The 20724-nt window shown below is 46.4% G+C and carries 17 protein-coding genes and 1 tRNA gene; 9 read left to right on the forward strand and 9 right to left on the reverse strand.

The genetic code is table 11. The features are described 5' to 3' along the window. Positions 1 to 2544: putative Ig domain-containing protein (locus GK108_RS05055; RefSeq protein ID WP_163943869.1), on the reverse strand; the 2544-nt coding region annotated here is incomplete at its 3' end. Between the two features lie 633 nt (positions 2545 to 3177). On the opposite strand from GK108_RS05055, the gene GK108_RS05060 reads away from it, so the two are divergent. Next, positions 3178 to 4629, forward strand: a complete 1452-nt coding sequence (locus tag GK108_RS05060; RefSeq protein ID WP_246224744.1) for an arginine deiminase family protein — start codon at positions 3178 to 3180, stop codon at positions 4627 to 4629. A 128-nt stretch (positions 4630 to 4757) separates the two neighbouring features. Then, positions 4758 to 5687, forward strand: coding sequence for a citrulline utilization hydrolase CtlX (ctlX, locus tag GK108_RS05065; RefSeq protein WP_163943874.1), 930 nt, complete (start codon positions 4758 to 4760; stop codon positions 5685 to 5687). A gap of 80 nt (positions 5688 to 5767) precedes the next feature. Here the strand turns inward: ctlX and GK108_RS05070 are convergent, their stop codons facing one another. Both GK108_RS05070 and GK108_RS05075 read right to left on the reverse strand, forming a co-directional pair. After that, entirely contained in the window at positions 5768 to 6790 is a 1023-nt protein-coding gene (locus GK108_RS05070) for a Gfo/Idh/MocA family protein (protein ID WP_163943877.1), read from the reverse strand. 71 nt (positions 6791 to 6861) lie between these two features. Further along, positions 6862 to 7644 (reverse strand): MBL fold metallo-hydrolase, encoded by a 783-nt coding sequence (locus tag GK108_RS05075; protein WP_163943880.1) that lies wholly within the window; start codon positions 7642 to 7644, stop codon positions 6862 to 6864. Between the two features lie 188 nt (positions 7645 to 7832). On the opposite strand from GK108_RS05075, the gene GK108_RS05080 reads away from it, so the two are divergent. Both GK108_RS05080 and GK108_RS05085 read left to right on the forward strand, forming a co-directional pair. Continuing rightward, a complete protein-coding gene (locus tag GK108_RS05080; RefSeq protein ID WP_163943883.1) occupies positions 7833 to 8294 on the forward strand; it encodes a MarR family winged helix-turn-helix transcriptional regulator in 462 nt (153 codons plus the stop codon). Positions 8295 to 8344: 50 nt separating this feature from the next. Further along, a complete protein-coding gene (locus tag GK108_RS05085) occupies positions 8345 to 8554 on the forward strand; it encodes a hypothetical protein (protein WP_163943886.1) in 210 nt (69 codons plus the stop codon). 191 nt (positions 8555 to 8745) lie between these two features. On the opposite strand, the gene GK108_RS05090 is transcribed toward GK108_RS05085, so the two are convergent. Genes GK108_RS05090 through GK108_RS05100 form a run of 3 tightly spaced genes read right to left on the reverse strand, consistent with a single transcriptional unit; the run spans position 8746 to position 9857 of the window. Continuing rightward, positions 8746 to 9333, reverse strand: a complete 588-nt coding sequence (locus tag GK108_RS05090) for a hypothetical protein (RefSeq protein ID WP_163943889.1) — start codon at positions 9331 to 9333, stop codon at positions 8746 to 8748. 55 nt (positions 9334 to 9388) lie between these two features. Then, positions 9389 to 9640 (reverse strand): hypothetical protein, encoded by a 252-nt coding sequence (locus GK108_RS05095; protein WP_163943894.1) that lies wholly within the window; start codon positions 9638 to 9640, stop codon positions 9389 to 9391. Between the two features lie 31 nt (positions 9641 to 9671). Next, entirely contained in the window at positions 9672 to 9857 is a 186-nt protein-coding gene (locus GK108_RS05100) for a hypothetical protein (protein ID WP_163943896.1), read from the reverse strand. A gap of 137 nt (positions 9858 to 9994) precedes the next feature. On the opposite strand from GK108_RS05100, the gene GK108_RS05105 reads away from it, so the two are divergent. The 5 genes from GK108_RS05105 (at position 9995) to GK108_RS05125 (ending at position 16650) form a co-directional block, all read left to right on the forward strand. Then, the gene (locus tag GK108_RS05105; protein ID WP_163943899.1) at positions 9995 to 10834 is read left to right on the forward strand and encodes a hypothetical protein; all 840 of its coding nucleotides are present in this window, start codon (positions 9995 to 9997) and stop codon (positions 10832 to 10834) included. A 148-nt stretch (positions 10835 to 10982) separates the two neighbouring features. Continuing rightward, on the forward strand, positions 10983 to 13397 hold the full coding sequence (locus GK108_RS05110) for a TonB-dependent receptor domain-containing protein (protein WP_163943902.1): 2415 nt from the start codon (positions 10983 to 10985) through the stop codon (positions 13395 to 13397). 347 nt (positions 13398 to 13744) lie between these two features. Continuing rightward, positions 13745 to 15853: an ATP-binding protein gene (locus tag GK108_RS05115; RefSeq protein WP_317166485.1), complete on the forward strand. Its 2109-nt coding sequence runs from the start codon at positions 13745 to 13747 to the stop codon at positions 15851 to 15853. A gap of 127 nt (positions 15854 to 15980) precedes the next feature. Further along, a complete protein-coding gene (locus GK108_RS05120) occupies positions 15981 to 16439 on the forward strand; it encodes a hypothetical protein (RefSeq protein WP_163943905.1) in 459 nt (152 codons plus the stop codon). Then, positions 16408 to 16650 (forward strand): hypothetical protein, encoded by a 243-nt coding sequence (locus GK108_RS05125; RefSeq protein ID WP_163943908.1) that lies wholly within the window; start codon positions 16408 to 16410, stop codon positions 16648 to 16650. Before GK108_RS05120 ends, GK108_RS05125 begins: the two co-directional genes overlap by 32 nt. A 1047-nt stretch (positions 16651 to 17697) precedes the next feature. Here the strand turns inward: GK108_RS05125 and GK108_RS05130 are convergent. From GK108_RS05130 to GK108_RS05140, 3 genes are all read right to left on the reverse strand, one after another. Then, the gene (locus tag GK108_RS05130; protein WP_163943911.1) at positions 17698 to 19281 is read right to left on the reverse strand and encodes a hypothetical protein; all 1584 of its coding nucleotides are present in this window, start codon (positions 19279 to 19281) and stop codon (positions 17698 to 17700) included. Positions 19282 to 19540: 259 nt separating this feature from the next. After that, on the reverse strand, positions 19541 to 19915 hold the full coding sequence (locus GK108_RS05135) for a hypothetical protein (protein ID WP_163943914.1): 375 nt from the start codon (positions 19913 to 19915) through the stop codon (positions 19541 to 19543). A gap of 676 nt (positions 19916 to 20591) precedes the next feature. Beyond that, a tRNA-Thr gene (locus GK108_RS05140) sits at positions 20592 to 20664 on the reverse strand. Positions 20665 to 20724 lie beyond the last annotated feature (60 nt).

The raw sequence follows: 20724 nt of genomic DNA on the forward strand, positions 1-20724 counted from the left end.
GGTGTTCACACTCAACCCGGCCGGATCAGTAGCGGTGACGGTCAGTGTTATAGGTGAGCCTATAGTGGTTGACGGCGTACCAGTGATGGTGTTATTACTGACTAGAGCCAGTCCGTTGGGCAGCCCACTGACAGAGATAGATAAGCTGTTGGGTGTTTCCTTGTCAGTGAACGTATTGATTGGAATAGCGAAAGTGAATGGCTGTCCCACGGTGGCTGACTGAGGGGGGATGACATTGGCCACGGTGGGAGCGGTGTTGGCGGGTGCGCCACAAGCGGCCAGCCAGTTGTAGGCGAAGCTGGCGGTTTGTCCGTTTTGCTGCGCCTGTAGGGAGATTGGTGAATTGTCGGTGTACACACGGATGGTATATGGCCCCGTGGCGGTGGTTGGTGTCAGCAGTCCTACGGCGGTAAAGGTGATGGCCGATCCGTTGCTGCCTGTGTAGAGCGGTAGGAAAGTGAGCTGTCGTTCGGTGGCTGAGACGGTCACACAACTCAGGGTGTTGACCGACGTAATGGTAAATAAGGTTGGGTTGGTCACTACTGCTGGGCTGATGGTCAGCACCAGGGGCGTGTTCACGCTCAACCCGGCTGGGTCAGTAGCAGTGACGGTCAGTGTTATAGGTGAGCCTACAGTTGTTGACGGCGTACCAGTGATGGTGTTGTTACTGGCCAGAGCCAGTCCGGTTGGTAGTCCAGTGACAGAGATAGATAAGCTGTTAGGCGTTTCCTTATCGGTGAATGTGCTGGCGGGGATGGCATAGGTAAATGGCTGTCCCACGGTGGCTGACTGGGGAGGAATGACATTGGCTACGGTAGGGGCCGTGTTAGCGGGTGCGTTACAGGCTGCTAGCCAATTATAGACAAAGCTGGCGGTTACGCCATTTTGCTGAGCGCGAAGATTGATGGTTGGGTTATCGGTATACAGACGTAACGTATAGGGCCCTGAATCAGTGGTATTTCCTAATTCATTAAGGACAGAAAAGTTTACAGCAGAGCCATTTAGGCCTGTATAAACGGGTTGAAAAGTGATTCTACGTTCACTACTAGAAACAGTCTCACACTTAATTGAGTTGACGGATGTAATGGCGAAGACACCAGGGTTCGTTGGAGCAGAATAAATGGTTAGCACCAGTGGAGTCGATACGCTCAACCCACCAGCATCGGTAGCGGTGACGGTCAATGTTATCGGTGAGCCTACGGTTGTTGACGGCGTTCCTGAAATAGAGGTGTTATTCGCAAAGCTAAGACCCGATGGTAAGCCAACTACAGAAAGCACTAAACTATTGGGTGTTTCTTTGTCGGTAAACGTATTGGTCGGAATAGAGTACGAAAATGTTTGTCCAACAGTGGCCGACTGAGGAGGAATCGCGGTAGCTAGGGTAGGGGCTGTATTGGTCGGAGGGTTTGAGTTACAGCTAGTGGGCGCTATATATTTTGTCGAACTACTGGTATAACCATTGCCAGTGACTGTAACGGTATGTTCTCCTGTACCCGAGGTGAGACCGGCCAGCATAAACGTAGCAGACGATTGTCCATTACTAATAAGTACCGTAGTCGTCGCGTTACCATCCGTAATAGTAAGCGTACTGGCTACAGCGGCCGTCAACGAAATCGTACCACTTACTGTGTAAAGGTTTGTAGCAGCGTCGCAGGAACCTGGCGTCGCTGCTACAAGTAAAGCGGTTTGTGCAGTACAGGTAGTCCGAGATAAGGACACTACATAGTCTGTATAGCACCTAGCGGTATTATAGACACGGATCGTATACTGCTTATTGCCTGACGGATTGCTTAGATTATTGACGAGAATCCCGTTGGCAGGAATGCGTTTAGGGGAGCCAGATAGAGAAGCGCCAGCGTTAAACGAAGAACCTTCCGAATATTGATACGTGTGAGCCGGATTGAAATTTCGCAAAACGATCTGCCCATTGGTCTGGATTACTCCATTTTGACAGCTCGCAGCTACAGTCTCAGCCTGGAAACTAGGAATTGGGTCTTCTTCTATAAAAAGTGGGCAGCAGGCAACATCCGGACATTTGTCTGAACCATTATCAATTGATACGCTATAACTACCCACTGAGGTTATATAGAGCGTATTTTTGGTTTGGTCAGCCAGAAGATTTCCATCTTTATACCATTTATAGCCAGCACGACCAGCCGGAGCTGTCAGTAAAGAAGAGATTGGCGTTCCAGGACATACTTTTACCGGAATACTAGTGCATATAGTCGACGTAGCAACGCCTGGTATAGTCGATTTAGAATATACGATTCCTGAGCTATCGGCAACCGCCTGGAAGGTGAGCCGTAACGTTTGTCCACCATTCAGATTGGCGACACGCCAACTACTAATAGGGTTTCCCAGGTTGAAATTTGTATTTCCAGGATACGTAGCAGAGTTGGTTACATAACGGAGACCTGTTCCTAATGAGTCTCTAACCTGTATGTCGTTAACTGTTGAGCCACCGCTGTTCGTTAAAATAACTGTATAAGTAAGCGTATCGCCTAAGCTTGCCTTCGACTTGTTGACTTGTTTACTGATTGTCAACTGGGTGGATTGGGCCCATGATTGATTTCCAAGATTAACAACTAAGTTAATTAATAGACTTAGTAGTATTACGTTTGTTTTGGAGCAAACCATGAATACAGTAGTAGAAGAAGTTCTCAATAGTTGGCAATTTGTCGACTTAGCTATTTTTTATATCGAAAAAAGTTTACGTAAGTCGATATTTGGTAATATTTTGTTTGTTGTATTAACTTTTAGTGTGGCTGTTGTTTAATTCTATTTTTATGGTGTTACATGATGACGGGGTCAAAATGCGTGCCAAGATTGTTTAGTAAATTATTTTACTGAAAATCGATTACTTAATTAATTTTGTAATAACTGTGTTTTTTTACTTTTTTATGTAATTTTATTGTTTTTAAATCTACTTGTAGGTTTATTTAGTTATCTAAATTTAATATTTAGATAACTAAATATATTCAGATAAAACTATTTGGAGGGAAAGCGGCCTGTTTCATCTAAAGCCGGTTTATCGAACTGGCACAGTACTGCCTGTCCCGAAAACCCAGTTTCATTTAGTGCCTCAAAGCTGTACCTTGCAGGCTCAGGCCGATGAAAACGGTGCTGGGTTTGTGTATGAAAAACGAAAAAAAGGCTACAGTCTTCGACGCTTTGGTAATGAAAAACCCAATTGAGTTGCCTATCAATGTTTCCTCTGAAATTGGAACGCTCAGACGACTGTTAATTCATAGTCCAGACCGGGGCTTAGGCAAGGTAGTGCCGTCAAAGGCGCAGGATTGGCTTTTCGAGGATATCGTTCATCTGGACATGATGCGCCGGGATGAATATGATTATTACGTTAAGATTTTACTTTACTTTTTAGATCCGGATAAAGTAAGAGGTAAGATTGCTGAACTTGGGCCAGATGCGGATCGGTCATTTTTTAAACCTGCCGATGACCATTATTTTAAGTCTGATAAGGTTATTGATATTCAGCGGTTACTGACGGATATATTGGGCGATGAATCCATTCGCCTACGGCTTATTGCAGCCATATGTGGTATTGAACGCACATCATTCCGTATTCAGCAACAACTAAATGAGTACGATCCTGTAGAGCTGGCAAAAATCATGATCTCCGGCTCGTTGCCCGATCGAACAATGTTGTTTGCCCCGCTACCCAATTTTATTTTTACTCGCGATATTGGGATCGTCATCAATGACCATATCCTGCTCAACAAACCGGCAAAACTGGCTCGCACGCGGGAAGCCCTACTATCGCAGTATATCTTTTTTAATCACCCGCTCTTTGCTGATTATCAGGATAAAATACTGGAGATACCGGATAATGAGCACGCCTTTTTATTATCCGACACGGATACCAATCGTGATGTTACCCGTTCGACTTTGGAAGGGGGCGACGTAATGATGATTGCCCGTCGGCATCTGTTGATCGGCGTCAGCGAACGGACTACACTATATGCTGCTCAACAGGTTATGCAGGTAGTGTTTGCCCGCAATCTTGTTGATAAAGTAACTATTCTTAAAATCCCGAAAAAACGGGATTATATGCATATTGACACGATTTTTACCCAGGTTAAACGAAATGTGTGGGTACTGCTTGGGTCGCTTGGGCGTACGGGCGATGAGGCTAAAAAACGGGACGTTATTCATTTTTTTGCGCCTAAGGACGTATCGGAAGATCTAAAAATTCTTCAGTTCATTAAGGGTCTGGAGCATAAGCCAATCGAAATCGAGAATCTGGAAGATCTGCTGGCCGATATTAGTAAAAACGATCTGGGTGCTTCAGAGCCTATTCAATTTATCTATTCGGGCAATAACGAATTTCCGTTTGGGGCTCGGGAGCAGTGGACAGATTCCTGTAACTTGCTGGCGTTAAAAGATGGTGTAGTAGTGGGCTACGATCGGAATCAGAAAACAGCCGATGCGTTTCGACAAGCTGGCTTCGACGTAGTAGATGTTGCCAGCATTCTGGATCGTTTTGAACGAGGAGAGTCATCGCCTGAAACCATTGAAAACACGTTGATTATGCTCCCCTCGGCGGAGTTGTCAAGAGCCAGGGGTGGCTCTCATTGTATGAGCTTGCCATTACTGCGGGACGATGTATAAGATACTTGGTGCTTGGTAGGTTACTGTCTTATCTATAGGTTTTATTGAACAATTAATGCTTTGATGCTAATTTGCTGGCTAATTACGAACGTAACCAGACCTGTATTCTAATAAATTTATAAACCAGTATGCAATCTCAGGCTACCTCAAAAATACTAATGATTCGACCGGCTAACTTTGGCTACAACCCAGAAACCGCCGAATCAAATGCGTTCCAGAACCCAGAACTGGCCGCTCAAACGAACGATGTAGCTAAGGAAGATGCTCAGCGTGAATTCGATGAAATGGTGCATCAGCTACAGGCCACTGGTGTGGATGTAATGATTTACGATGATACGGCTGATCCCAATACGCCCGACGCCATTTTTCCAAACAACTGGGTTTCGTTTCATGCCAGCGGTACTGTCGTGCTCTACCCCATGCAGGCCGAAAATCGCCGGCTGGAACGCCGACCGGATATTGTGAATGATCTGGCAGAACGCTTCCACGTAGCCAGAATTATTGATCTTACTCATTTTGAACAGGAAGGCAAGTTCCTGGAAGGAACGGGGAGTCTGGTTCTTGATCGGATGAACCGGGTTGCTTTCGCCAGCCTGTCGCCCAGAACTCATCCGGACGTACTGGCTGAATTCGCCAATCAGACCGGATACCGTACCATCTCGTTTAGCGCTGCCGACGCAACCGGCAAAGCAGTGTACCATACGAATGTACTGATGTGTATCGGTGATACGTTTGCCATTGTTTGCTTAGCCGCTATTACCGACCCCGACGAACGACTCATGGTACGTCAGGAACTGGAGAGCCTCAACAAGCGGGTCATTGATATTACGCTGGAGCAAATGGCGAATTTTGCCGGAAATATGCTGATGGTACAGACTCCGAAAGGGCAGAAGTTGCTGATCATGTCGAACCGCGCCTATGAATCGTTGACGCCGAAGCAAATCGATCAGCTGGATGATTATGCGATGTTATTTCACTTTGATTTATCAACAATTGAGAACTACGGCGGAGGTTCGGCCCGTTGCATGATGGCTGAAGTTCATCTTCCTTTAAAGTAAGAAAATACATCATTTTTTGCCTTGTGGATGACGTCGATAGGTCATCTACAAGGCAATTTCTTTATACAGCCGAAAACATGCTACGTAGCAGCAGACTGATAAATTCGATCGACAACGTTTTGTAGAATGGCACCTTGTGTACCTGTGCAGACATTGGATGGTTTCCCCTGGCAGGCATCCAGAAAGGCAACCGTATTTTTTAGTTGTATATCCACATCTTCCAGGTAAGGAAACTGAATGTCGGCCAGCTCGCCAGCCAATTCGGTATGCAGCGAAAAGGGGAATAGTGTCACTCCGCCTTTGGTGCCAAAAACTTCCAGATTACGATCTTTATCGGCCTGGGTGTTTAAAGCGAAGGAAGAAGAGAGCATGATAGAAGCTTTGTTGGAGAAGGAAAGATAAGCCATAGCCGCATCCTCAACCTCAAATGTCTCAGGATGCCAACTGCCCATCAGGCCCTTACCACCTGTTTTACCAATCATATCGTACGTATTGCCCAGAACATGCTCAGGACTAGGGTAGCCTAAGGCACATAAAGCCAGATCGAGCACATGAACACCGAGATCCATTAAAGCACCACCGCCCTGCATGCTTTTATTCGTGAAATAACCCCATCCTGGAATGCCGCGCCGACGCAGAAAATGAGCTTTGATATGGTATATATCGCCCAGCAAACCATCCGTTTGGCAACGCATCAGCAAAGACCACTCGCTGGTTTGGCGAAGCTGAAAATTATAGGCAAGCACCCGGCCTTTCTGTAGGGCCAAATCGGCCATTTTCTGAGCGTCCTGAGCCGTTAACGCAGGTGGCTTTTCGCAGAATATGTGGCAGTTATGCTCCAGAGCCTCAATAGTTTGTGGATAGTGTAAATAGTTTGGGGTGCAGATAACAACCAGATCCGGACTGCATTCCCGGTAGAGATCGGCCGTGTTGGCAAACGCATGAGGAATACCGTGTTTATCAGCCAGGGCACGTGCTTTAGTCTGTTCACGGCCACAAATAGCCACAATGTCTACCTGGTCGGATAGCTGTTTTAAAGCCGGAATGTGATTTTTGTCGGCAATGTTGCCACCACCAATAATTGCTGCTCTAAAGATTGACATGCCAAAAGCAAAAGAGAAAGGTTCGGAGTCAAGTTGACCAAAACTGCTACGTAGTAGACGCGGCTTTTCGACTAAACAAGCACCGGAGATGCGTTGATGGTATACACTGGTGTTTCCTCAAAACGAGAGGCAACAATAACGTCAGTCGTATCAGCGTGTTGCGTAAACAAATCTCTGGTTAATTGCGGGCAATTGTTGTCTTTCGATAAGTGAGACAGTAAAACGTGGCTCATATAGGCAGGCTTGTGATTTTTAAAAAGCTCTAAAGCCTGCTGGTTGGAAAGGTGACCCCGGCCGCCCCGGATTCTACGTTTCAGAAAATAGGGATACCGGCCTTTTTCCAGTAAATCGTCGTCATAATTAGCCTCCAGAAAAGCCGCGTGACATTGGCTGAAGTGGTGAATAACGTGCTCGCAGGGAGCGCCAATATCCGTAAAGACACCAACGGTTATGCCCTGATACGTAATGATAAAGCTATGCGGGTCCGATGCGTCGTGTAGTTTCGGGAAAGCCGTTACGCTAAGATCGCCAATCTGAATGGGTTCATAGCCGCGCAAAGCACGTAGCGGAAAACCCTGGATAGGTAACCGGGATTGTTGTAGCGTACGGGACGTAATAAAAACAGGGAGCTGGTGCTTTCGGGCTAATTGTGGAATACCACTGATATGGTCAGCATGTTCGTGTGAAACAAAAATGGCTTTGACGTTACTGAGCGACAGACCGAGCCGTTTCATGCGCCTTTCGGTTTCCCGGCAAGATATCCCGGCGTCAATTAATACAGCTTCGTGCTCATTACCAACGTAATAGCAGTTGCCGTTGCTTCCTGAGTTTAAGGAGGTAATATAAAGTGGCATATAGATGCAAGTAAACAAGTTTTCGGGAATTATTCGAGTGAATGAGTGCTGGAATGAGCATTAAAATAACGTAGTCGGCTCCCTGCATTTAGGGCTTGACTGGAAAAAAAGAAAAGAATTTTTTGATTTTTGTTTGCACATACAAATATCGGTTTTACCTTTGTACTACCAACCTGAAGAAAGAGTATATGAATGCAGAGAGTGAAGTCGTGCAGGGCGAAAAAGCAGAATCTCGCTATAGTGCCTGTCTTCTGTTTTCCGCGAATGCGTTAGCCCGAGCCATTACGGCAATTGGTGACGAAGAGTTTGGACGGTTTGGATTGTGTTATTCGCATGCCTATTTGCTTTGTGAAGTGGTAGAGCAGCCCGGAATAACCCCATCGCAGTTGAGTGAAACACTTTCTCTATCGCCATCGACGATTACTCGATTGGTAGAAAAGTTAGAACAAAAGCAATTAGTACGTCGTGAATCGGAGGGCAAGAAAACCCTGATTTATCCAACAAATGAGGGCGAAGCGCTGCAACCCGCTGTTGCTAAAGCCTGGGATCGTGTTGGTGAACGTTACTCTAAAGCTATTGGTGAAGCCGACGTATGTCAGCTAACGCAGCAAATTAAGAAAGCAACCCAGGTCCTGGGCGAAGGCTTTTAAAAATTTTGCAAGAAATATTGTATGTGCAAACAAGTTAACTACTGACCGCTATGAAAACTGACAACGAAACCATTGGACTGCTAATCGGAAAAGCAGATGCTGCCACGAAAGATATCTGCTGGTCATTAGCTAAGGAAGGAATTTCTGCCATCGTGAAGCAGAAGGAAACAGGAACAACCGAGCCCGACGACGTATCTAAGCAATGGTCAGGCCAGCCCGGAAAGGATCTCTTTTTTAATGGGTGGAAACTACTCTTTTAAGATCAGGTTCCGAAGGGTTGGAATAGAATCAGATGCCATGTTCCCGCCTTTCGGGCCACTCGAAGTTCCTCTGCACAAGGTTAAGCATACCTTGTTGCTGGAATGCAATAAAATCAACTGTGAAGAAGGAGCCTGTGGGCTCTTTTTTATTGCCCATTAGTCAGAAGTGAACGTATCGATTCCCGGAAAATTTACTGTTTTAGCAATCTGTCAATCTCCTCCAGAAACGGATAGCCGGGCTCTAAATCACATTCAGAAGACAACGCTGCTCGGGCTTTATGGTAGATCGTTAATCTGACGATGTTCTTAGCCTGGCAATGCTCGTCGTAGCCTTTACAGGCGATGACCATGGCTGCAGTGGTTGGGTTTTCCCACCAAGTGCCCGATATAACCTGAAAACCGTCGCTTCTTTGCAAACAGCGCCGGTTCCGAACAGTCGGTAAGGGTATATCGCTTCCCAACCTGGGTCGGAAGATACGCCTGAGCGTATCGCTATAATCACAGGAAATCCTGAATAACGTATCGTTGTAGAAGAACAGAGAAAGATTGGTCAGTAATACCTCATCAATCGTTATCTGAGTTGCTGTGAATTTCCGAATATGTGGACAGGAGAGAGCCAGAGTTCCTTTTACCCGTGGCTGATCTTCCTCCAGAAAGAGACTGGTATTTATCGTACTGGCCGTAGTAATGCCGATCCGATAAGCGCCCAGGCCATCTGTTATTGATTGAGCCTTCGCGAAAGCAGGTATTAACAAGAATACAAGCAGGAAACGTAGCATTCATCAGGAAAGCCTGGTTATACGCGGAAAGATAATGCTTTCTGGGGACGATACGCTAAGGAGCCGCAACCGGAATAGGGTTCACGGGATGATGTGGGTAAAAAGGGAAATATCCTGGCTTAAAATCAGGAGTTTTTAGGGCTGATAACTGCCCATGCAGCCGTATGTCCTGTTCGTTTACGTAGTCAATCTGTATCACACGTATTAGTAGCGTATCCAGGTATAATAGTTCGCCAACCGTAGGTATACGAGACAAACCGATCGACCGAAAACGGCGCCCCTTAAAATAGACGTAAACGTTATGCATAGAGGTAGTGGAAACTAGTTGAACATATATATTACGACCGATTTGTAAATAGTTGCCAGCGCTGACCATTACGATCAATAATCTTCTGGGCTCTGCTCAGCGTTGGGCAAATGGCAACAATAAGACCCGCTTGCGGGCATACAATCTGGTAGGCATCGCGCTGACCTGTATTCGTAAACACTGGCTGAGCGTTAATAACAAAGCCTTTATAAATCATTGTGAACAGGATTATATGCTCCTTATACGAAAAAAGGATAGTCGTAAGATTTCTTTTTAGCCTGTTTATTAATTAAAAGGTTGTATACTATGATTATTGACTAAAAATAAAGCTAGTATTTAGTCGAAATGGATCATATGAAAAATTTATCTTTTATGCTGGCCTTGCTTGCTATGCTTTTGTATGGCTGTAAGGATGCACCGGTTGAAACGTCCGTCGCAATACCATCTGGTCAGAGAGTAAGCCGTCTTACTACCTCCTACCTGCGCATTCTGAATCAGGACCCGTTGTTAGACACGGTTGTGGTTGATGGAACGGTCTATTCAATTGCGTCAAAAGACAGCATGGCTTTTCAGTACGACAGTCAGGATCGATTAATCAACTTCGACAGAACACAGTTTTCGGGCGGCCCTGGTGGCTCGTATACGAATGGACCTCTCAAAAATGTGTATGCATACAGTAACGGTCAGTTTCAGGAGGTTGAAGGCGGAACCGGCAGCCGGTTTAGTTACAAACTGGATAACACGCAACGTAGAGTATTGAGCCGGACAAAGAAACGAAACTTGTATACAGAGCTGGATACCCTAAGACAGTACTCACCTGAAGGTATTTTAACCAGTGTACAAACCGCGAATTATCGTCAGGTCTTTACTATCGAAAATGGGAACGTAACGCGCATCGAGCAGTACAGTAACAGAACCAATAAGCTCGATCAGACGACGGAGCTGACATATGACCTTGCCCATACTGCGCCACCTGCTCAGTTTACTTTTTTGGGCGAAACCAGCCGAAATGCCCTGGCGAACAAAAAAGTTCAGGATTACACCGCGCCTGGGGGAGCCGTTACGTATACCTACTCCTACAGGAATCTTTACGACTCACAAGGTAGAACGATTCGCCAGATTGAATACCACCAGGATTCCGCTATTAATCAAGGAAAACCGTATTTCTGGACTGCCACGGATTACTACTATTAACGATTGGGCAAAAGAATTCGGCAAACGCGTTGAGCGAGGAGAATTGGTTGCTGATTGTCTTTCAATAGCAACCTCTTATGCTACGTTTACCTCTGTTGACACTGACTAACGGTTAGATCAATTGGGTAGATCACAATCTCCTTTATTCATGATTAGTAAACAGAGTTACTTACTCATTCTATGCTTTTTACCTCTACTGACAATTGCCCAAGTAAAACCGGAAAATCAGATCGCTATTCGGGGATTACTCGTCGATGATCAAAACAAGCCAGTTCCGTTCGGCAACATCGCGCTATACCAGAAAAGCGATTCGACGCTGATAACGGGGGCGGTTTCCGACGAGGCCGGGGCATTTGAGATGCGTAGCAAACCCGGTCAATTCTCCGTAAAAATCAGTGTACTGGGTTATCAGGAACGGCGCATTGCATTGGTTCAGGTAGCGAATCAGGCTATTGATCTGGGTAGAATCGCTCTCAAAGCTGGCTCCAAACGACTGGAAGAAGTAGTCGTTAGGGGCGAGCGCAGCCAGATGGAATTGTCGTTAGACAAGCGTGTATTCAATGTCGGTAAAGATCTGGCGAACGCAGGGGCAACGGCCGCCGATATTCTCAGTAACGTACCGTCCGTAGCCGTTGATGCCGAAGGTAATGTTAGCCTTCGGGGGAGCAATAGTGTTCGAATCCTGATTGATGGCAAACCATCGGGGCTCGTTAGCTTTAAGGGCGGAAGCGGATTGCAGCAATTGCAGGGAAGCGCTATCGAGCGAGTTGAGGTGATTACAAATCCATCGGCACGCTACGAAGCGGAAGGAATGGGCGGCATCATTAATATCATTCTCAAAAAAGAGCAGCGCGAAGGTATTAATGGCTCGTTCGATGTCATTACTGGGTATCCGACCAATTTTGGGTTGGCTGCTAATGTCAATTACCGCCGAAAAAACCTGAATTTCTTTGTCAATTATACCAACTCATTTCGCAATACGCCCGGACGTAACGCTTTGTATCAGGAGCTGTACCGTAACGACACTACGTTTATTACGCAGCAAAACTCAACGAGTCATCTGAAAGGAATCAACAACAATGCCCGCGCCGGACTGGACTATTTCTTTGACTCGAAAAACGTACTGACGGCTTCCTACACCTGGCGACTGAGTAAAGGAAAACGCTTTTCAGACATTTACTACCGCGATTATCAGTTTACGACCAGCAACCTGCAGAGTATCACGAATCGGACGCAGGACGAGACCGAAACCGAACCCAATTCTGAGTATGCCCTTACTTATAAGCGATCGTTTAAACGGGAGGGCCATACGCTCACGGCTGATGTCCGGTTTCTGGATAACTGGGAAAGCTCCGATCAATATTTCGCCCAAAAGACGTTTAAACCCGATGGTAATACGTTGATGGTTCCTTCGGTACTGCAACGTAGCGTAAATGACGAAACCGAAAAGCAATTTCTGGTTCAGATCGACTACGTACAGCCATTCAGCAAGAACGGAAAATTTGAAGCGGGACTACGTAGCAGCACCCGCGACATGACGAATGATTATGCCGTTACGCAGCAGGAAAATGATGGGAGCTGGACGCCTTTGCCGGGGCTGGTAAACGATTTCCTGTATCAGGAACGTATCAATGCACTGTATGGCATTGTTGGGAATAAGGCGCGGAAGTTTTCGTACCAGCTTGGCCTGCGAGCCGAAAAAACCGACGTAACAACCACACTGCGACGTACGAACGATGTGAATCCCCGGCATTACACAAACCTATTTCCCAGTGCTCACGTTTCGTATGATCTTCCACGCCAGCATGCGCTCCAGCTCAGTTATAGCCGACGCATTCGACGACCACAATACAATGATCTGAGTCCGTTCTCTACCTTCAGCGATAATCGAAACTTCTGGAGTGGCAATCCGAATCTGAACCCTGAATTTACGAATGCGTTTGAAGTTGGCCATATCAAGTACTTTACCAAAGGATCTATTAGCTCATCAGTTTATTATCGGCATACCGAAGACAAAATCCTGTCGATTCGTCGGGTAAATGATCAGGGATTTTCAACCACGCGTCCCGAAAACCTGAGTAGCGAAAATTCGTATGGTGCTGAATTTGCTGGTTCCCACGCACTCTATACCTGGTGGAAACTTGATGGGAGTTTTAATTTCTTCCGGGCTATAACCAACGGTAGCAATCTGGACCTGAACTATCAGAGTGATACGTATAGCTGGTTTACCCGGATGATTTCCCGATTCAATCTGCCCAAATCGATCGATGTACAGTTAAGAGGGAATTACGAAGCGGCCCAGAAAACGCCACAGGGCCGTCGGAAGGGATTAGCTACACTCGATTTTTCGGCCAGTAAAGACTTACTGAACAACAATGCTACGTTGACCCTTAACGTACTGGATGTATTCAATTCCCGGCGTTTTCGGAATATCACAGAAGGGGATAATTTCTACGCTGAAAGCACGTCGCAATTTCGTCTGCGTCAGATCAACGTAACGTTTAGCTATCGGTTACGTCAGGCTAAGAAAAAAGAAAAAGAAGGGGGAGAGGGCGAGTTTTAACAGCCTATATAGCATAACTACCGTAACCGCCAATCAATTTTTCGGTCAAGTAGGCGTGTGAGCAACCGATATGATGCATACCCATTGGGGTAATTTATTGACGGAAAGCCTATCAATTCGTTGGAGTTGATGAGCTTTGGTTCTCTAGTTTGTTCTTTTTTGTGCCTTCGAACCTGTAAAGTGGTGATTACAGTAAAATATGGCCAGCTTTTTGTTTTACTACTTATAGACTATTGGCCAAGTAGCATATATTTTGAATGCGCTCCTTCCTCTTTGTAATTTCTATAATCAGCTACGGGCTATTTCCCTTTTGGGGCTATAGTCAGTCTATTTAGCCCGCTATTCTGGTGAGCGATACAACCCGGTTTCTATCGGTTGGTCGCCAGTTGGGTGTTTTGGACGATAAAACGACCAAACTAACATTTGAACAGGTCAGACGAAGAACTGATTTTGTGCCCAGCCGTTCCGAAACATTTCAGTACGGCTACAGTAGCAGCGCTTATTGGTTTCGGTTGCGGATTACGAACCAAAGTCTGGAAAATACAAAACACTGGTTAATCGGATTGCTCGATGCGTCGTCAATCGACTATGCAGACTGCTACGTTGAGTATGCTGACGGACGGGTAGAGCACCAGACGGGTGGCTTGAAAAGACCCTACGTAGATCGCGGTTTTTTCGCAACAACGCCCTTCTTTCGGATCAATTTACTAACTAACGAGCCGGTTACGGTCTATTTTCGCATCGAAAGTAGCGCAGCGATGTTTGGCAAGGTGACCATCTGGGAAGAGTACTACAATCTGAGCAAAGGACGGGTTATCATTTTTGCTATCTGGATGTTTCTGGGGCTTTTTATTCTGCGTTCGCTGAATAGTTTTGTGCTGGCCCGGTTTGTTTCCAATCGTCATTTTCGTTTTTATGCGGTATGTACATTTCTGCTGTATCTGGCTACGCTGGCCCGTACCGGAATCTACCCAATCCTTTTATCGAATCACCCGCAACTCCTCGACTGGGTTCCTGCGGGCATGGGTCGGTTAATGCCGATGGGGTTGTCTGTCTGGCTGTATTCACTGCTTGATAATCGACCGATTTTACGGCCGCCCCGCTGGTTATTGCTCGCCATTGCCGGCACTAGCTTTATAGGAATATTTTTGTCATTAGTTGTGCAAAACGCTTTCATCGGCCAGTTCTTTGCCGCGCTGGTGCTGCTTACCTACGTCCTGTTCTTTATAGGAGCGGGTATCATCTGGAAACTTGGGCCGCGAACCGCTCTGGTTTTTGTGGTGCCGATTGCCATTTGTACAATTCCTTTTTCGCTCTATCAACTACAGTCGCTGGCCCTAATCCCGTATCATCCGGGTATCAGTCAACTGGCACTGCTGGCGCTGGCTCTCGAAATGGTGTCGATGTCGCTGGTCTTAGGACGTATCGTGCAGTCCTATATTAAAGAACGGGTGGCTGTGGCCAATGCGCTGATCCAGGAAAAAGTGGAAGTAGATAAACTACAGGAACTCGATGCGCTGAAGACCCAGTTTTTTACCAATATTTCTCACGAATTCAGAACGCCACTGACACTGATTCTGGCACCGATTACCGAGCTGAAAGAACGCTACCCAACTGAAAACGTACTGACCCTGATGGAACGTAACGGGAACCGGTTGCTGACACTGATTAACCAATTGCTCGATCTGAGCAAGCTCGAAGCGGGTCACCTGAAACCTGTGCCCGAACCCGGCGATATAGCGGGGTTTTTCCGGGCGCTGGCTAGTGCTTTTAGTTCACTGGCGCAGAGTCGACAGATCCATTTCGTCTTTGACCAGTCGGAAACTGGTTGGTGGGCCTTCTACGACCGCGATAAGCTGGAGAAAATCGTTACCAATCTGCTATCGAATGCCTTTAAGTTCACGCCCAACGGAAAAGAAGTCCGGATGATGGTTCGGTACCCGCACGAGGATCGGGTTAGGATCACAATTCAGGATACGGGCATCGGAATTTCAAAGGCCAACCTTCCCCATATTTTTGAACGTTTTTATCAGCGCTCCCCCGATGCGGTCGATGGCCAGATGAACCGGGCTTACGAAGGTACGGGTGTAGGGTTGGCGATAGTGCACGAACTGGTTCGGGTACTGGGCGGAACAATTGACGTAACGAGCCAGGAGGGCATAGGTACTACGTTTACGGTTTCGCTGCCTCTTGTACCGGTTCTCGATCCGCCCGACGTAGTGACGGAAGAAAAAATAGAACATCCTATTGCTGCCAATATTGCTAGCAAACAGTTGTCGGTTGCGTTGCCCTCATCGGATTCGTTAACCGACGTAGCATCGAAAGAGCTATTGCTAATCATCGACGATAATCCCGATATTCGGTCTTATATACGCAGTATTTTCGACGCCGATTATCAGATTCTTGAAGCCGTTGATGGACAGGACGGTGGGCTCCCAGACGGCCACAGTGGGTAAATCCTTTAACCTGAACCTGGCCAACACGTTTGTCGATCAGGAGACGCCCAATCAGCTCACCCTATCGGCCAGTGGTTTACCAGCGGGTCTTGTCTTGTAGGGAACAGCCATCAGTGGCACCCCTTCGGTGAGTGGAGTCTCGACGGTGATCCTGACGACGACCGATGGCGGTGGACTGACCAACACGACCAGCTTTTCGCTGACGGTGAGTCCAGCTCAATCCACGACTACGACACCGCCGACTGGTTTTGCCATCACGGGCGTACAGACGGTAAGCTGTGAAACCGTGAGTGCAGGCCTGCGCCGGGTGCGCTTTACGCCCCAGTACGCGGGTGTTACTGGCCAGACCATCAGTTTTCGGGTGGAGAATGAGCTGGCGGCCACCACGGCGTCATGTCCTTATACGCTGAATTTGTACACGGATAATCCGGCCATTACCTTGAAGGCTCAACAGGTGGGCAGTGGAGGAGAGGTTAGTTACCGTTACAACTGGCTGGCAGCTTGTTCAGCACCGGCTCGGGTTGGCTACACCAGAGGTCCAGACTCGACTGGAGGTGACCGTATTGGGCAACCCGGTGGAAGGTGAGTTTGTGGAGATCGAGATTCGGGGTGCTGCCCGCCAATCAGTATCGGCTGAATTGGTAGATCAGCAGGGTAGAACAGTCTGCCGGCAACGTATTGACGAGGCTAGCACCTTGGAGCGGATGAGTTTACCGGTGGGGTATAGCCGAGGGGTGTTGCTACTCAGTGTTCAGGGGGCTTATGAGCGTCAGCAAGTCAAAGTGATTATGAAGTAATTGCTCTTTTTTGATCATGAACCAAGGGGCTGATTCCGCAGAGTAGGTCCTTTGGTTTTGAGTGTGGTCTGGAATCTTAGTATCCATTGACTGTATACGTCAGGCATTTATCATAAGTCTGTCATATGGCCTGTGATACACAGTTATACGTGTGTGGTAGATTGCCCCCGAACTAAATAGAAAAAGGCTAATCAGTAAATTTGGAGTTTGACACTCGAAAACTGATTAGCCTTTATTCAAAAACGGAGTCTCTCTAAAAGATTTGAACTGATAAAATGGCTGATAATTAATAGGTAGATTTGGCTTATAAAAAGTGGACAAAGGAATAGGTGATGGGCGATGAAATAACTAAAATTTTTATTGGAGCCGGAGGATGCTGATCGACAGCAAGTTGTATTTTTATCATAAACACAAGTTTCTTTTATTGGTAGCTTGGCTTGGTCAGAGGTAAGCGGGTGGTTTCCTTTATTTTATACGTGTTTTACAAACCTATTTGTGATAGCGATGCCATGTCCTAGAATAAGTTTACAGCTCAGTTAGGGGCTGTAAACTTATTCTAGGACATGGCAGGTCAACTAGTCCTTCATTGGCTTGTCGTTTGATCCGCAACGGCGGACCGTCATCGTTGAAGTGTTGATCGAGCAATACCACATCGACGAGCGGCTATGCTGACCGAGCCCACTTATTTACAGACGGCTAGTCAAGTTTGACGCGCCTGAATTCGAGAAGCTGACATGGTTAAGGTTAAAAAAGAATGGCTAACCGAAAATAGTCTTTTTCTCAGAAACTTAGTATGTTCCTAACTGTAGCGGATGTTGCTAACCATCACACATCAACACTAGTTGTCATTTGGCAAAAAGTGAAGGGTGAGGGGATAGAAATGATTGACAGGTTGCCAATCTCAGAAATCGCTCATTTTACGGAGACAAATCACAAAAACGTTCTTGCTAAAATACGAGTTGAACGATCCCATATCATTTTAATCTATCAATACATAAGCTAGATTTCATAGGAAACCTGGCTTATGTGTTCTGCTATTTTACAGCCCTATTTTTTCTCCAATAACTGCTTAACCAAACGCTTCAGCTCATCAATCTCTGCTTGTTGTTGCTGTAACTCCCGTTTCATGTGCTGCTTATCTTTCTCGAGCTTAATACTATATAGCGTCAACTCTTCAATCTTTTCCAATAATCTGGCATCCATCTTGGCCGCATCGATACCCTGCTCAACAACCTCAGCCGCAGAAGGTACGCCTGGTAGGTGTTGATATTGTTGGATGAAATTATCCACTTCTAAAAGCGAACGTAGCTTGTAGCCACTCATAAACACCTTATCCGACCAATCCGCTTCGCTACGTACTGAGTAATGGCCTGAGGAGGTTAGTACCAACTTACCGGTAGCATCAACCGTGAGTAGTTTATCTGTTGTAGCAAGCTGAACTGGGCTATTGGCCGTGAGTCGACTTAGACGAACACCTGATTCATTATCCGTTCCACTATTTACTTCTAGTCGAGCGGTTGGTGCTGAGGTGCCTATACCGACACTGGCCTGATTGCCCAGGATAACAGCATCACTAATGGCAACCCGTGTGTTGGCACCGATGGCTGTGGCATTGTAAAGACCATCCTCGGCTTGGCTGTTATAGCCCATCAGTACGTTATCGCTGCCGGTTGTAATAGCACTACCAGAGTTAGGGCCAATGATGATATTATTGCTACCCGTCGTATTGTTAATGCCCGCCTGGCTACCCACAAAGGTATTGTTGGTGCCATTTGTATTATTACCCCCGGTCGACGCGCCAACGAACACATTGCTGCTCCCCGAACCATTACTATAGCCCGCATTGCTGCCGATAAAGGTATTACCTGTGCCATTATCATTACTGTAACCGGCCAACCCGCCTGTGAACGTATTGCCTGAACCGGTCCGGTTACTAATGCCTGTTAAATAGCCCATGAAGGTATTCAGACCACCAAGCGTGTTTGAGTAACCCGATTGAGTTCCCACAAATGTATTTTGGAAGCCTGTGGTGGTATTGAAACCTGCTTTAGAGCCAATCATAACTTGATCAGACACCGTGGTCGTATAACCTGCCGAGTCGCCGATCATTACATTGTGGGCTCCTGTTGCATTCTTATAGGCAGCATAAGCTCCTATAACAGTATTACTATAGCCAACTTCGTTTGTAAAGCCCGAATAAGCGCCAACAAACGAATTAGATGGTCCTGTTCTGTTTTTGCTGCCGGCATAACTCCCTATGAATGTGTTGGCGGAAGCCGTGGTATTTTGCTGACCGGCTACCGCGCCAATAAAACTATTATTGGTGCCCACATCAGTAAACAAACCCGCTGTGCTACCAATAAAGGTGTTTAATCCTCCAGTCTTGGTGAACCTACCAGCACTAGCCCCTATAAAGGTGTTATTAGCTCCTGAGGAAACAATGTTGCCGGTTTGTGCTCCGTAGAAAGAGTTATTAAAACCGGTCATGGATGTGTTGCCCGATTCATAGCCCACAAATGTATTGTTGGTGGATGGCGTAGCGGAATTGGCTGTCCGTTGAATATAATTGGTTTGCGCCCGTAATGGTGAAATCAGCAGGACTAAGCTAAGTAAAGGGTAGACTAGTTTCATGGAGTAGGCGGACTTGGCTCGCTATAGTTTAACTGATGCCTCAATTAGTAGCAGGGCCATTAAACGAGTACAATACTAGCAAGCCTAGAGATGGCTTTCAATCGGATAAATGTATGAGCAAGCTGCCATCATTGTGTTAAAACAAAGAACCGGGCCGCCAGTAGCAGTCCGGTTTCCAGTTCCAACTTAAAAATTCTTGTCTACTGTCAAAAAGCCCGACTTTTAGGCCGGGCTCTTGAATGTAGGTGGTGGGACGGTGTTACTGCATGGCTACCACACGGCTATTCTGCTGAACAGTCTGAGTCGATAGGTTTAGCTCTTTCTTGATGCTGCTGTCGCCGGATTTTACTTCTAGCTCATACTTGCCATCGGTCAACTCATTGACGTTTAACTTCAGGGCACACTTCTCATCTTTCCTATCCAGGCTTTGACGGAAGATCACCAGATTGTTGGCATTACGTAGAACGATCTCTGCCGGGGCGTCCGCTCCTTTTACCACCGATACCCGTACTTGATTGTCGATGGTGACGAAAGCACTGGCACCAAAAGCGTTGGCTTTAGGAGTGGCCGGATTGGTGAATGTCGAAGCACTGATCAGAGCAGAAAGGGCGAGGTTTGATAGGAAGGTTAACATGGTTGTATTTGTGTTTAGTGTTGTTCTGGTGTTGTTTATCTGTTCGTTGTTTACTGTATGCCAAAGGTTGTGCCAACTAGTAGTGTCTGTTGATTATCAGTGGCTTAATTAGTATGCCATACTGGGTAACTGTCCGTTGGTGGACAACCGGTGTTCATCTACGGACAAATGTATAGGGGGATAGAAGATAGCAAAAGAAGGAATGGATAAGCAGCAGAAAACAGCGACGGAGAGCGGCTTTTTCAGTATAAATGGTTGATCAAGGAGCGTACGAACTTTAGCAAGACGCTCGACTGCAAGCTGAGTCGGGCGTCTTTTGGGATATTTTCGTGGTTAGCTTATGAGCAAAACCCATTGACTTGCCGATTTGAGTTAAATCCTGATATCGTCTCAGCTAATACAGCTTCTAGGTTATGCGAAATCAGACTATGCAGTCTGACCCATTTTTACTTCGTTCAGTAATGATCTTTTGTCCAGATAAGCCATGAACTTCATACAGAGAACGATTTTTGATGTATCGGGTTGAAACCAATGATACAACAATTTCAATAGGAGGGGACGGATTTACTTTACGTAACCTGGCTATTTTCTATTAAGTACAATAAACAGAAAAAGGCTAATCAGTTGATTTTGAGGTTTTACGCTCGAAAACTGATTAGCCTTTAGTCAAAAACAGAGCCTCCTACGGGATTCGAACCTGCGACCTACGCATTACGAATGCGTCGCTCTACCAGCTGAGCTAAGGAGGCTTTTTTGCTGTTAGCGGGTGCAAATATAGTAGCCCATTTGTAGAGACGCAATACTTTGCC

Origin of the sequence: Spirosoma terrae (assembly GCF_010435915.1) — a bacterium.
In the GTDB taxonomy this organism is placed as follows: Bacteria; Bacteroidota; Bacteroidia; order Cytophagales; family Spirosomataceae; genus Spirosoma; species Spirosoma terrae.